The organism is Paenibacillus sp. p3-SID867 (genome assembly GCF_025142895.1).
Lineage (GTDB): Bacteria > Bacillota > Bacilli > Paenibacillales > Paenibacillaceae > Paenibacillus_AQ.
The window spans coordinates 18,526-31,602 of the sequence record NZ_JAMBDM010000001.1 but is presented as its reverse complement, the minus strand read 5'-3'; the positions used below and the strand labels follow the sequence as shown (position 1 = coordinate 31,602).

Annotated in this window: 15 protein-coding genes; all 15 read left to right on the top strand. The window is 50.1% G+C overall.

All coding sequences use genetic code 11. The annotated features are described in order from the left end of the window. Positions 1-129 precede the first annotated feature (129 nt). The 15 genes from ribH (at position 130) to M4D81_RS00120 (ending at position 13,009) form a co-directional block, all read left to right on the top strand. The gene (ribH, locus tag M4D81_RS00190) at positions 130-597 is read left to right on the top strand and encodes a 6,7-dimethyl-8-ribityllumazine synthase (protein ID WP_071223897.1); all 468 of its coding nucleotides are present in this window, start codon (positions 130-132) and stop codon (positions 595-597) included. A gap of 65 nt (positions 598-662) precedes the next feature. Further along, the gene (locus M4D81_RS00185) at positions 663-1,454 is read left to right on the top strand and encodes a segregation and condensation protein A (RefSeq protein ID WP_071223898.1); all 792 of its coding nucleotides are present in this window, start codon (positions 663-665) and stop codon (positions 1,452-1,454) included. Then, positions 1,423-2,028, top strand: a complete 606-nt coding sequence (gene scpB, locus M4D81_RS00180; RefSeq protein ID WP_071223899.1) for an SMC-Scp complex subunit ScpB — start codon at positions 1,423-1,425, stop codon at positions 2,026-2,028. Before M4D81_RS00185 ends, scpB begins: the two co-directional genes overlap by 32 nt. 196 nt (positions 2,029-2,224) lie before the next feature. Beyond that, positions 2,225-2,908, top strand: a complete 684-nt coding sequence (locus M4D81_RS00175) for a DUF2953 domain-containing protein (RefSeq protein ID WP_260063988.1) — start codon at positions 2,225-2,227, stop codon at positions 2,906-2,908. Further along, positions 2,881-3,333 carry a GerW family sporulation protein gene (gene ytfJ, locus M4D81_RS00170; RefSeq protein ID WP_071223901.1) on the top strand — a complete coding sequence of 151 codons (453 nt, stop codon included), beginning with the start codon at positions 2,881-2,883 and terminating at the stop codon, positions 3,331-3,333. Before M4D81_RS00175 ends, ytfJ begins: the two co-directional genes overlap by 28 nt. Before the next feature lie 170 nt (positions 3,334-3,503). Continuing rightward, positions 3,504-4,685 (top strand): D-alanyl-D-alanine carboxypeptidase family protein, encoded by a 1,182-nt coding sequence (locus M4D81_RS00165; protein ID WP_220685897.1) that lies wholly within the window; start codon positions 3,504-3,506, stop codon positions 4,683-4,685. Between the two features lie 63 nt (positions 4,686-4,748). After that, positions 4,749-5,381 carry a nucleoside recognition domain-containing protein gene (locus tag M4D81_RS00160; RefSeq protein WP_260063987.1) on the top strand — a complete coding sequence of 211 codons (633 nt, stop codon included), beginning with the start codon at positions 4,749-4,751 and terminating at the stop codon, positions 5,379-5,381. Between the two features lie 6 nt (positions 5,382-5,387). Then, on the top strand, positions 5,388-5,921 hold the full coding sequence (locus M4D81_RS00155) for a spore maturation protein (protein WP_071223904.1): 534 nt from the start codon (positions 5,388-5,390) through the stop codon (positions 5,919-5,921). A 126-nt stretch (positions 5,922-6,047) separates the two neighbouring features. After that, the gene (locus M4D81_RS00150) at positions 6,048-6,386 is read left to right on the top strand and encodes an N-acetylmuramoyl-L-alanine amidase (RefSeq protein WP_071223905.1); all 339 of its coding nucleotides are present in this window, start codon (positions 6,048-6,050) and stop codon (positions 6,384-6,386) included. Between the two features lie 21 nt (positions 6,387-6,407). Continuing rightward, the gene (locus M4D81_RS00145) at positions 6,408-7,163 is read left to right on the top strand and encodes a pseudouridine synthase (RefSeq protein WP_071223906.1); all 756 of its coding nucleotides are present in this window, start codon (positions 6,408-6,410) and stop codon (positions 7,161-7,163) included. A gap of 125 nt (positions 7,164-7,288) precedes the next feature. Then, positions 7,289-7,816, top strand: coding sequence for a redoxin domain-containing protein (locus M4D81_RS00140; RefSeq protein WP_071223907.1), 528 nt, complete (start codon positions 7,289-7,291; stop codon positions 7,814-7,816). Continuing rightward, positions 7,813-9,516, top strand: a complete 1,704-nt coding sequence (resB, locus tag M4D81_RS00135) for a cytochrome c biogenesis protein ResB (RefSeq protein ID WP_260063985.1) — start codon at positions 7,813-7,815, stop codon at positions 9,514-9,516. Before M4D81_RS00140 ends, resB begins: the two co-directional genes overlap by 4 nt. Next, complete coding sequence (gene ccsB / locus M4D81_RS00130; RefSeq protein WP_071223909.1) at positions 9,503-10,756, top strand: c-type cytochrome biogenesis protein CcsB; 1,254 nt, start codon at positions 9,503-9,505, stop codon at positions 10,754-10,756. The genes resB and ccsB overlap by 14 nt, the downstream gene beginning before the upstream one ends. 101 nt (positions 10,757-10,857) lie before the next feature. Then, entirely contained in the window at positions 10,858-11,574 is a 717-nt protein-coding gene (locus tag M4D81_RS00125; protein ID WP_009595176.1) for a response regulator transcription factor, read from the top strand. 1 nt (position 11,575) lies between these two features. Then, the gene (locus tag M4D81_RS00120) at positions 11,576-13,009 is read left to right on the top strand and encodes a cell wall metabolism sensor histidine kinase WalK (protein ID WP_260063984.1); all 1,434 of its coding nucleotides are present in this window, start codon (positions 11,576-11,578) and stop codon (positions 13,007-13,009) included. Positions 13,010-13,077: the final 68 nt, after the last annotated feature.

Here is a 13,077-nt window from a genome sequence, read left to right as displayed (position 1 = left end):
TAGTTCATGAAATCAGGAGTTAACAGCGATCGGAAGCAGCAGCCGTCAGCGCAGCGGAAACATGAACCGAAGTCATACCCGCCAAGTTTGACCTTATATAAACTCCAAACCGAAAGGAAGTCATTCATCATGGCAACTATATTTGAAGGTAAATTAGTATCCGAGGGTCTAAAGTACGGGATCGTCGTAGGTCGATTCAACGAATTCATCACCAGCAAGCTGCTGAGCGGCGCACTGGACGCACTGAAGCGTCACGGCGCACAGGAGAACGAAATCGATGTGGCCTGGGTGCCGGGTGCGTTTGAAATCCCGCTGATTGCCCAAAAAATGGCAGAGAGCGGCAAATACGATGCAATCATCACCTTGGGAACCGTCATTCGCGGGTCCACCACGCATTATGATTATGTATGCAACGAAGTGGCCAAGGGGGTATCCGCAATTAACCTGAAGACCGGTGTACCAACGATTTTCGGTGTCGTGACAACGGAGAATATCGAACAAGCCGTGGAACGCGCGGGAACGAAGGCCGGCAATAAAGGCTGGGATTCGGCTATGGCAGCCATTGAAATGGCGAACTTGACGAAAAGCCTAAAATAGTGCTTATTTAATGTAGTGCTCTTTTTTTGAGCACTGCATTTTATTTTTTGGCGGGAGGTTTCACCGTGACCGTATTATACAAGCTGGAAACGTTTGAAGGACCGCTCGATCTGCTGCTGCATTTGATTGATAAAGCGGAAATCGACATCCAGGATATTCCCGTCAGCGAGATTACCGAACAATACATGGCCTATTTGCACAACATGCAGGAGCTGGAGCTGGAAATTACGAGCGAATTTCTGGTCATGGCTGCAACGCTGCTGTCTATAAAGAGCAAGCTATTGCTTCCGAAGCCTCCGGTTATCGAAATGGACGAGTTCGATTTTTATGAAGAGGATGACATGGATCCCAGAGCAGAGCTCATTGCGAAGCTGATCGAATACCGTAAGTACAAAGGCATCGCACGCCACCTGCATGAGAAGGAATGGGAACGCAGTCTGATTTATTCCAAGGAAGCGGAAGACCTGACGCCTTACATGCCGGAAGTGGAAGAGAATCCGGTTCAGGGATTACATATTTCCGATTTGATCGCTGCTTTTCAAAAAGCGTTAAGCAAAGCAGTCAAACGTACATCGTATGCCCGCATTCAGCGGGATGAAATATCGGTTAAGGACCGGATTCGTCAGGTCATGGATGCTTTGGAGGAGGTTGGGCCTGGAGGCAGAATCCTGTTCTCCAAGCTGCTACACGAAGAGATGGTACGGCATGAAATCGTGGTAACCTTCCTGGCCATTTTGGAGCTGATGAAAATGAAGCAAATTTTGTGCTACCAAGAGAAGTTGTTTGAAGATATCGTCATGGAGTGGAGAGGGGAAGGACGCATTGATGGATTATCCGAAGCTGAAATCGATTATTGAGGGGCTTCTGTTCCTGTCGGGAGAAGAGGGCTTGTCGGTTAGGCAAATTGCTGAGATCACCGAGCAGTCGGATGGCCTGGTTGGCGAAGCGCTTGAGGACATGAAGGAGGAATGGGAGCGCCATGAGCGCGGGATTCAGATCGTACAGATTGCGGGGAGTTACAAAATCGCGACGCTGGCCGAGCACGCTCCGTATTTTGAGCGCCTGGCGTATTCGCCTTCCCGCTCTTCCTTGTCGCAAGCCGCACTCGAAACACTTTCCATCGTGGCTTATCGTCAACCGATTACGCGCGTAGAGATTGAAGACATCCGCGGCGTCAAGTCCGAACGGGCTATCCATACGCTGGTAAGCAAAGGATTGATCGAGGAAGTCGGACGCGCCGAGGCGATTGGCAGACCGATTCTGTATGGAACGACCAAGTCCTTCCTGGAATATTTCGGGCTTGCCAATATCAAGGATTTGCCGGAGCCGTCGCAATTCGAGGATAACGATAGTTTAGAAGAGGAAACGCAGCTGTTGTTCGATAAGCTTGACGGTCGTCAGCTTACGTTTGATGATGTAGAGGAAAGCTAGCCATTATACAATATTATAGGCTGCAGCAAAAAGTTGATCCTGGGCATGGTGAAATCCATCGTCCGGGATTTTTTTATGCGGCTAGCGAAAATTTGAATTTCAAGGACTTGGAACAATTTCGCATCATTTGGAGGCGCTTTTGCCATACTAAGCCAAGCGGATTACATTTGACTAAGTTCGTGCTGGGGGTTACTTCGTGAGGATATGGATCTTTCTGGCGGCTGGTCTGGTCGTTCTCCTCATCGTATTGCTGATCGTTGTGCTGAGCTCCAAGGTAACGATTAAGCTGGATGTGGTTCTAAAAAAAGATGAATATAAAGTGTTGGCGGAAATCAAAATGATTTTCGGATTGATTAAGCGCAAGTATGCAGTCCCCTTTCACCTGGCGAACGGTGGGATCGAGTTTAAGAAGGAAACCGTTGGTGGAGACGGAGAACAGGGAACTGCGCCCGATTCAAAAGAGGAGAAGGCTTCGAGCAAAACGATCAGATTTAAGGACTACGGGCGGGCCATGCTTTCAACAAAAGGTTTCAAAAAGTGGTTGAGACAGACGATGTCGGCCGTTCATCTCATGGATGTGCGCTGGTCAACCCGGATTGCCCTGGAGCATGCGGCCGACACGGCGGTAGCGACTGGGCTGCTGCATGGCATCAAGCATACGTTACTTGGATGGATGTCGTATCGCCTGGTCATGGAAGAGCTTCCCCGAATTGATGTGGTGCCGCTCTTTAACGATCCGCCGCAAATTTCCACAGAGCTTAACTGCATAGCGAAAATCTCTTGCGGAAAAGCTATGTATGCTGGACTGGTACTTATAGTTCGCGTGTTAAAGGTGAAAGGAGGAATAAGATCATGGCAGAACACCCTATTCAAGGCTTGATGCAAACGGCTATGGAAAACATCAAGGGAATGGTGGACGTTAATACGATTGTGGGCGATCCGGTGAATACGCCGGACGGCAGCGTTATCTTGCCAATCAGTAAAGTGGCGTTTGGTTTCGCTGCCGGCGGTAGCGACTACAACGTTGAGGCGGGAGGCACACACTCATCCACCACTACTAACGGGACGCACAACGATCATAGTGCCCTTCCTTTTGGCGGCGGCAGCGGCGGTGGCGTGTCCATTCGGCCGATTGCTTTCCTGGTCGTGGGTAAAGAAGGCGTGCACATCGTGCCGCTGGACAATCAAACCCATCTGTTTGAACGGATTATTGATGCAACCCCGTATTTACTCGATCAAATCCAGTCGATGTTTCAATCAGGAAGCAATGCCGCGAACAGCACCACGCCTCCGCCTGCGTACTGATTGGAGCAAGCAAATCCCTTTCGTTCATAACGGAAGGGATTTTTGCTGTAAAGAGAAGTGGTTATATGAGCATTCAGTGAAGCTGAACTCATCTGATAATCACGAAATGGACATACCTTTAGCGCGGACGACATATACTTGTACAAGATTTCTGAACACCGGAGGATAAAATGATGAAAATGAAATGGACGAACTGCAAGTCTTTGTTATCCATGTTGATTGCCATAAGCTGCTTGCTGGTCACGGCTGTTCCCGTGCATGCAGATCATGAGAATGGCCCCGCCAACCATGCGCAGGCAGCTGCACTGATTGATGTCACTTCTGGTAGAATGCTCTACAGCAAAAACGGGGACGAGCGTTTAAGAATCGCAAGCCTGACCAAGATTATGACAGCCATTGTGGCGATTGAACACGGCAAGCTGGACGATCGCGTTAAGGTCTCCAAGAATGCGTTTGCCAAAGAGGGCTCCTCTCTCTTCCTGAAGCTAGGTGAGGAGATGACACTTGAGAATCTGCTGTACGGCTTAATGCTGCGATCAGGCAACGACGCTGCGACGGCCATTGCCGAGCATGTCGGGGGGACGGAAGAAGGCTTTGTGCTGCTGATGAACGAGAAGGCGGCCGGACTCGGTTTGACCAACTCGCATTTTATGAATCCTCACGGTTTGGATCATGATGATCATTATTCTTCCGCTAATGACGTTGCCAAACTGACGGCTTATGCCCTCAAGAACCCTGTCTTTAGCGAGATTGTCAAAACGCCGACCAAGAAAGCACCGAATCCAAATGAAGCGTGGGACTACAAATGGGATAACAAAAACAAGATGCTTCGTTTCTACGAGGGGGCGGACGGCGTCAAAACCGGTTACACCAAAAAAGCATTCCGCTGCCTGGTAAGCTCTGCCACCCGAAACGGTCAGCAGATTGCGGCGGTTACGCTGAATGACGGCAACGATTGGAATGATCATTCCAAGATGCTGGATTACGGATTTAACCATTTTCCACTGAAAAAGGTTACGGAGAAAGGGCAGAAGATCCAGGGCTATCCACTGGTCACGGGCAGTTCCTTTACGTATGCGTTCGCGCATGATGAGGAAGCGCGCCTGGTGAAGAGGCTGGTCCTGCATAAAGCGAGCACACCCGACTTGTCTTTCGGGTTGCGGGGTCATATTGAACTGCTGCTCGATAATGTCAGCATCGGCAAAGTTCCGGTCTATGCCGAAGGAAGCAAGTTACCTGAAGTCCCTGAGGTTTTGCAGAAGTCCAGAAGCACATCCGGACCCATCGGTTCGTTGTCGCTGTGGCAGTCTGCAGGAGAAGTGCTAAGGCATCTGTTCAGGGCCAAATCATAACTAGCCTTCGCTAAAGAGATCGTATATTCTCACGCGAGCGAGGCAGCAAACGGGGGCGAAGAGATGATCAATTTGATTTGGATGGGGATGATACTGATCGGCTTTATCTTTGCGGCAGTTAACGGGAACATCGAAAGTGTTACAAAAGCCGCATTTGACGGAGCCCAGACGGGAGTAACCGTCTCCTTCGGTCTCATCAGCATACTGGTATTCTGGCTAGGCATGATGCGCCTGGCAGAGGACGCGGGCCTGCTGAAGAAGGTTGCCAAGCTGCTGGGCCCGGTTGTCCGCTTCCTGTTCCCGGATGTACCGAAGAATCATCCCGCTATGGGGTATATATTGTCCAACATGAGCGCCAATTTGTTCGGTCTGGGGAATGCGGCGACTCCGATGGGGATTAAGGCGATGCAGGAGCTTCAGAAGTTAAACCCGGATAAGGAAACAGCGTCTCCGGCGATGTGTACCCTGCTGGCATTAAATACGGCCAGCATTACGCTCATACCGACTACGCTAATCGCGATCAGGCTGAATTATGAGTCCGCTAATCCTTCGGAAATCGTGGGCACCACGCTTTTGGCCACTGCGATTGCGACGGCGGCCGCCATTATGGCTGACCGATGGTATCGAAGAAAGACGATACGCCGCCAGAAGTCGCCGGGAATCGGTACAAGCCTGAACCCGGATGTGAAGGGGTGATGAATCTTGCTGTCATGGATTAATCTCGTTTCCGCCTGGTCTATTCCCATTATTATCGCTTTCATTCCGCTTTATGCTTATACCCGCAAAGTGCCCGTATATGAATCGTTTGTGGATGGAGCCAAGGACGGCTTCTCCACGGCGATTGGGATCATCCCGCACTTGGTGGGCATGATGGTCGCCATTAGCGTGTTCCGGTCTTCCGGCGCGCTGGAGTTTTTTGTGGGCTGGACGGGCCCTTTTCTGCAATCGCTAGGCGTGCCCAGCGAGATTTTGCCTTTGGGAATTCTCAGGCCGCTGACAGGTACAGGCTCTCTCGCGTACACAACGGAACTGATCCGGGCATACGGTCCGGATTCCATGATTGGCCGAATCGCTTCGACCATCCAGGGAAGCACGGATACGACTTTATACGTACTGACCGTCTACTTTGGCGCCGTCGGAATCCGCAATGGCCGGTATGCGCTGAAGGTGGGGCTGTTCTCTGATGTGATCGGTTTTATTGCGGCGATCGCAGTCTGCCTGCTGGTGTTCGGTTAATTGAGATCATTCGGACGGTCTGAGTAAGACGGAGCGTTTTTTCTATGTAACAGGACGTGTGCCCATACCCTCGATTCCCTCGCGTCATATACTGCTGCAATTACAAATTGTAGTAGGGGTGATGAAATGGAATTCGAGGGTTTTGTTATTCATCATACCGTGTGTGAGCGGGAACCGCGGAACTGGGATTTTAAAATTCATCCGGACGGCTCGGTTTCTTCTTCATCCGTGCTGGTTCACCCGGGCCAGATTCACATCTGTCTGGAGGGCGACTTTAATATCGGCTACGAGTCCATGTCGCTGGACCAGAAAACACAGCTGTTTACCGCCAGCAAAATCATTTTGGAGCTATCCAGACTCCATGATATTTCCCCGTTATACTTGTTTCCTCACTCCGACTCCTGCCCTGGGGCACATTTTCCATGGAACGCGCTTGTGATTTATCCTGTCGATGGTTATCATTAGGAATGAGGTGACCTAACGAACATGGAGAGATTACAGAAAATTATGGCACAGGCCGGAGTCGCTTCCCGCCGCAAGTGCGAGGAATTGATTCTTGAAGGCAAGGTGCAGGTAAACGGAGAGACCGTTACCGAACTCGGCACGAAGGCCGATCCAGCTCAGGATATCATTACGGTTTCAGGCAAACCGATTAAGAATGAGAAAAAGGTATACATTATGCTGAATAAGCCGAAGGGAGTTATTACAAGCGCTTCTGATCCCGAAGGGCGAAAAATTGTATCGGATTATCTCAAGGGCATTAAAGAGCGGGTATATCCGATTGGACGTTTGGACTACGATACGGAAGGACTCCTGCTGCTGACCAATGACGGCGAGTTTGCCAATCTGCTCAGCCACCCTAAATATCATGTGCCCAAAACATACTTGGCTACCGTGAAAGGGGTGCCCCATGGCACCGAGCTGGACAAGCTTCGCCAAGGGATCATGCTGGAGGACGGAATGACGTCTCCTGCCGAAGTGGAATATAAGGATGTGGACCCGGATAATAAACAATCCGTCATATCGATTACCATCCATGAAGGCCGCAACCGTCAAGTCAGAAGGATGTTCGAAGCGATCTCCCATCCGGTAACGCGATTGAAGCGGATATCTTATGGGGATCTGCTGCTGCAAAATTTAAAACGAGGTTTGTACCGCCATTTGACAGCGGATGAAATCAACCAGCTTTTGCAGATGGCGAAAGCCGCTAAGCCGGGCGGGAAACCGAAGCGAAAACGTTAAACCCGACACATAATATTCAAAATGGCGAGCGGCGTTTATGACAAATTTCGTTATAATTGTTCATAGGATGTTCACACCCGTAGTAAACGATATGATGAATGTCATAGAAAGGAAGCTGCTGCTTTATGGGCAAATCAAAGAAAAGCGTACAGATTGTAATTCTGCTTGCCATCATCCTGGTCGGAGTTTACGCCGTTGCAACCGTTGTATTCGGCTCTGATAAGGTTCCCAAAGTGGGTCAAAAGGCAGCGGACTTTGAACTTCTAGGCATGGATGGCAGCGTACATACCATGAGCGAATACGAAGGCAAGGCCAGGGTGATTAATTTCTGGGGCACCTACTGTCCGCCATGCGTGCGGGAAATGCCGGCTCTTCAAGCCCAGTGGGAGAAATGGAGCAGTCAAGGCGTTGAGATCATCGGAATTAATGTGGGCGAGAACAAAATGACCGTTGAGAATTTTGTGGCTCAAACCGGCGTGAAGTTCCCCATACTGATGGATCCTAAACGGGATGCTGTTGCCAGCTTCGGGGTTGGACCGATGCCGACCACCTTTTTTGTTACGGCCTCTGGCAAAATTGATCATATCCGTATAGGCGAACTGGATTTGAACACCCTTGACAAACAAATTGAACAGTTGGTGAATGCGAAATGAGTCAAGGTTCCAAGCCTTTGATCCAGAATACGAAGTGTGATTGCGGACACCAGAATCCAACGGGGACGGTCCTCTGCGAGGCATGCGGCAAGCCGCTGACCGAGGAAGCAGAGGCCCAGCCGATTCTGGAAATGCGGTATGACGGCGTTGCTCGTCGATCACAGAAAGAAAATCCCGGTATTATCGATCGGGTATGGAATTTCTTTTCTTCGGTAAAAGTAGCAATATATCTGATATTGCTTACCCTGATTGGTTCCTCGTTAGGGACCATCTTTCCGCAGGAAAGCACATTCCTTAATATTGACCCCTCTGTCTATTACAAAGAGGAGTACGGGCAGCTGGGGCATATTTATTACTTGCTCGGGCTGTCCCATACATACACGTCATGGTGGTTCGTGCTGCTGCTTGTCATGATCGGCGCATCGCTTGTCATTTGCAGTCTGGACCGGGTCCTTCCACTGTACAAAGCGCTCAGCAGACAGCGGATTCCGAAGCATATGTCCTTCCTTACCCGCCAAAAGGTGGTATACCAAGGACAAGTCGAAGAGGACGGTCCCGACTGGGTTGAACGGGTGAAACCGATCATTAAGAAAAAGGGCTACCGCGTGCGAACGGATGGTGGAACCCTGCTGGCGGAGAAGCAGCGGTTCAGCCGCTGGGGCCCCTATGTTCTTCATATCGGCCTGATTATTTTCCTGCTTGCCGTTCTTGGACGGAATCTTCCTGGACTGCATATGGACGAGCACATGGCCTTCCCTCAAGATGAGCCTGTGCGCATCAAGAATACCAGTTATTATTTATTGAACGATGGCTTTAAGGTGGAGTTCTATACCGAGGACGATATGCCTGAGGAATTTAAAGGCAAGAATAAAGTACTGCCGAAGGAGTTCCAAACGCAGGCGATTCTGTATATGTGCGAGGCCAATTGTGACGATCTCGGTAAAGAGCCCGAGCTCGTGGAAGTGACGCGTCATAACATCGAGGTGAATCATCCACTCAATTACAAAGGGTTAAAAGCGTATCAATTCGATTATGATCTGACCCCGATTCTCCGTTCGGTTTCGCCGGTGCTGGTTGACAGTAAGAGCGGGAAGGAATACGGCAAAATCACATTGTCGATCGACGATCCTCAAAGAGAGTATCAGGCGGGAGAATATACGTTAACGCTTACACAATCCTTTACCGATTTTGGACTTGGCGATAACGGCAAACCGGTAAATCTGTCACCTAACCCGAATGCGCCTGCATTCTTATTTCTGATTAAGGGACCTGAACTGCCGAAGGAAGGCATTCAATATTTCTACTTCCCGAAGCAGATCGATAAGGAACGCTTTAACCAGGAAGCGATCAATGCACAGCTGGCGGGTGGGGAAGCGCTCGTACAACTGGATGTTCTCAGCATGGACGATGTGGACTTTTCGGAATCTACGACTTATCTGAATATTCGTGTGGATAAAGCCATGCCGTTCATTTGGATTGGTTGTTTTATCGGTATGGTCGGTCTGGTCATGGGCTTTTATTTCACCCATCGCCGGATCTGGCTGCGTATTGATAACGGAACGCTGACACTTGGCGCACATACGAACAAGAACTGGTTTGGGCTTCGCAAGGAGGTCTCCGCGATCCTCAAGCAAATGAATATCGAAGTCGATGAAAAGTCATTGGAGAATAACAGGGGGACTAAGGATGAATCTAATTGATTTTAGCGGCGACGCATTTATCGTGGCCTTTACCTTATACTGTGTGGCATTTATCATGTATGCACTTGCCGTCATGGGACGACGGTTCCGCAAGCGGGACCCTGAAGCCCATTTGGCTAAATGGGGAAAGATTGCATTTGTTACGGCATCGATCGGTTTGATCGGACATCTGCTGTACTTCTTTACGAGATGGGCGGGCTCCGGTCATGTGCCTGTCAGCAACATGTATGAGTTTATGACCTTTTTGTCGATGGCAATCATGATTGCCTTCCTCGTACTTTATTTTATCTACAAAAAATCGCTGCTTGGATTGTTTGCACTGCCACTGGCAATCCTGATCATGGCCTACGCCGCCGTGTTCCCGCAGCAGGTGCAGCCGCTGATTCCTTCGCTCCAGTCCTATTGGTTGGGTATTCACGTTACGTTGGCGGCGCTGGGCGATGCGTTTTTTGCGGTCGGTTTTATTGCCGGCCTAATGCACCTGCTCCGTACCGTTAACTTTAGCGGAACGGACAAGGGCTCACGCAAGGAACAGCGCTGGCTTGAGCTCGTCATGTTTGCCATCGTGGTGCTGATCGGATTTATATTGTCGGTATACAGCTTCCGTGCAGGTGGATATCAAGCTGAATTTAACCAGACTTTGGTTGACCCGAAGACAGAAAATAGTACAATAGTAAAAGTGGAATATAACATGCCACCGCTTGTCGCACCATATAAGAGCGAGACGGAGAGCATGCAGTCCTTCTTGGGCATGAAATCTCCGCTCATGGAAGCCCCGTCCTGGATGCACGGCGTGAATGCGGGACGTAAGCTGAATACGGTGGTATGGTCACTGATCACGGGGGTGATCCTGTACGGATTGCTCCGCCTGATTCTGCGCAAGCCGCTGGCAAAATTCATTCAGCCTGCACTGAATAGATTGGATCCGGACGATCTGGATGAAATCAGCTATCGCGCCATTGCGATTGGTTTCCCGGTATTTACGCTGGGTGGTCTCATATTCGCCATGATCTGGGCAGAAATTGCATGGGGCCGGTTCTGGGGCTGGGATCCGAAGGAAGTGTGGGCGCTTATTACATGGTTGTTCTACAGTGTGTACCTTCATCTACGGCTATCGCGCGGCTGGCAGGGGAAACACTCGTCCTGGCTGTCCGTTATCGGCTTTATCGTGGTCATGTTTACGCTGGTCGGCGTCAACTTGATTATCGCGGGTCTGCATTCCTATGCGGGAACCGATTAATTGTCAATAGAATAGCAGTGAATGATCAATCAGAAGGGCCCTTTCTTAACCAAGAGGGCCACTTCTGATTTTCCCTATAAAAATGAAGGAGTTGGCCGCCAATGTCAGAGCACGGAAATCGTATTCTTGTTGTTGATGATGAAGAACGGATTCGCCGCTTGTTAAAAATGTATTTGGAGAAGGAAGGTTATGAAATCGAAGAGGCGGAAGATGGAGAAACTGCACTTCGCAAAGCAAGCTCGGAAGATTACGGGCTCGTTATTCTGGACGTCATGCTGCCCGGCATGGACGGCGTCGAAGTGTGCACCCGTCTCCGCCAGGTGAAGTCTACCCCCATTCTCATGCTGACTGCCAAGGGTGAGGAGATAAACCGCGTACAGGGATTTGAAGTGGGAGCCGACGATTATGTTGTGAAGCCGTTCAGCCCGCGCGAGGTGATCTACCGCGTGAAGGCGATTTTGCGCCGCTCATCCGCTACGGCCTATTTGAGCAAGGAACCAAACCCAAGCAACAGCATTGTTTTCCCGCATTTGATCATTGAACATGATGCTCACCGCGTGACGGCCGGCGGGCATGAAATCAGTTTGACGCCAAAGGAATATGAGCTTCTGCACTACCTGGCCTCGTCCCCGGACAAAGTATTCTCCCGGGAAGAACTGCTTAAGGACGTATGGAATTATGAATTTTTCGGCGATCTTCGCACAGTCGATACGCACGTGAAGAGGCTGCGGGAGAAGTTAAATAAGGTATCCGCGGAATCCGCAGCGATGATTACGACCGTATGGGGAGTAGGCTACAAGCTGGAGGTCCCGAAGTAACGTGAGTTTCTGGAGATCACTCGTCGGCAAGCTGTGGATTACGATAACCTGTTTAGTCGCGTGCGTGCTGCTGACACTCGGATTATTTTTGCTCCCCTATATTGATACCACGTTTGCGAATTCGGATGCCATCAAACGTTTATTTACTTATGTAGCCATAATCGGTTTTTCGATGACCACTTTTTTCGGGTTGTTCCTGTTAACGAAGATTACCCAGCCCATGCAGCAGCTCATTGAGGCCGCCAATGACATCCGTAAAGGGAAATATGGCACTCGGCTAAATCTTGTGACCAGTGACGAGATTGGTGAGCTGGCCAATACGTTCAACCATATGGCAGCAGAGCTGGAAACGAATATCCGCAACTTGAACCATGAGAAGGAGCATCTGTCCAGTGTGCTGAGAAGCATGAGCGACGCCGTGATTACTTTTGATAACCACGGTCAGGTTATTCTGGTGAACCCGCCAGGGCAGGAAATCATGAAAACCTGGAAAGGGCTGGAGTGGGATGATGAGCTGCAGGGCGGAGGCTGGGCGGCCGATGTCATGCCGAAACCGCTCAGTGAGCTCTATTATGCCACCGTGAACGAAGGGAAGGACCAAAGCGCTGACCTGCATGTGAAGCAGGGAATTTGGTCAGCACATATGGCTCCCTTATATTCGGATGAAGTGATCCGCGGCGCCGTTGTTGTATTAAGAGATATTACCGAGCAGGTCACGCTGGAGAAGATGCGTACGGATTTCATTGCCAACGTGTCGCACGAAATCCGGACGCCGCTGTCCATGATGCAGGGCTACAGTGAAGCGCTGCTTGACGGGATGGCGGCTTCACCGGAGGAGAGCAGGGAGCTGATACAGGTGATTCATGAGGAATCCCTGCGGATGGGCCGGCTGGTGAAGGATCTGCTTGATTTAACCCGTATGGAAGCAGGGCATGCAGAGTTGTCCCTGCGGGAGATGGACGCAGGTGAACTGTGTGAAAGAGTATACCGGAAGTTCACTGTTCGTGCCAAGGAACGCGATATTGATCTTCAGCTCAACAAACTTCATTCGAATCTTCTGCTCGAAGCGGCGGATGAAGATAAGCTTGAGCAGGTGCTGACCAATCTGCTGGACAATGCTTTTCGTCATACGCCTTCAGGCAAGCAGATCCGAATCATTGCCGATCGGATTACCGTATCGAATACAGAGGCGCTTCAGGTGAAGATTAGCGACCAAGGCGTCGGTATTCCGTCTGAAGATCTGCCTTTTGTTTTTGAACGATTCTATAAGGCCGACAAAGCGCGTGTACGGGGGGAGACGGTGGGAACCGGCATTGGACTCGCCATCGTGAAAAATATCGTGACAGCGCATCATGGCACGATTAACGCAACAAGTGAAGTAGGCGAAGGAACGGTGTTTACGATGATCATTCCAACAAAATCGGCAGAATCTTAGGGAATATCTCCGCAAAAGACAAAACACGCTCGCAAGGAGCGTGTTTTTTTGTTGAAATAAAGGGGTTA

What these genes read in the sequence shown, in the direction of transcription:
- ribH (WP_071223897.1), top strand. Translation starts at nt 130, where the DNA reads ATGGCAACTATATTTGAAGGTAAATTAGTATCCGAGGGTCTAAAGTAC.
- scpB (WP_071223899.1), top strand. Translation starts at nt 1,423, where the DNA reads ATGGATTATCCGAAGCTGAAATCGATTATTGAGGGGCTTCTGTTCCTG.
- ytfJ (WP_071223901.1), top strand. Translation starts at nt 2,881, where the DNA reads ATGGCAGAACACCCTATTCAAGGCTTGATGCAAACGGCTATGGAAAAC.
- M4D81_RS00165 (WP_220685897.1), top strand. Translation starts at nt 3,504, where the DNA reads ATGATGAAAATGAAATGGACGAACTGCAAGTCTTTGTTATCCATGTTG.
- M4D81_RS00160 (WP_260063987.1), top strand. Translation starts at nt 4,749, where the DNA reads ATGATCAATTTGATTTGGATGGGGATGATACTGATCGGCTTTATCTTT.
- M4D81_RS00150 (WP_071223905.1), top strand. Translation starts at nt 6,048, where the DNA reads ATGGAATTCGAGGGTTTTGTTATTCATCATACCGTGTGTGAGCGGGAA.
- M4D81_RS00145 (WP_071223906.1), top strand. Translation starts at nt 6,408, where the DNA reads ATGGAGAGATTACAGAAAATTATGGCACAGGCCGGAGTCGCTTCCCGC.
- M4D81_RS00140 (WP_071223907.1), top strand. Translation starts at nt 7,289, where the DNA reads ATGGGCAAATCAAAGAAAAGCGTACAGATTGTAATTCTGCTTGCCATC.
- resB (WP_260063985.1), top strand. Translation starts at nt 7,813, where the DNA reads ATGAGTCAAGGTTCCAAGCCTTTGATCCAGAATACGAAGTGTGATTGC.
- ccsB (WP_071223909.1), top strand. Translation starts at nt 9,503, where the DNA reads ATGAATCTAATTGATTTTAGCGGCGACGCATTTATCGTGGCCTTTACC.
- M4D81_RS00125 (WP_009595176.1), top strand. Translation starts at nt 10,858, where the DNA reads ATGTCAGAGCACGGAAATCGTATTCTTGTTGTTGATGATGAAGAACGG.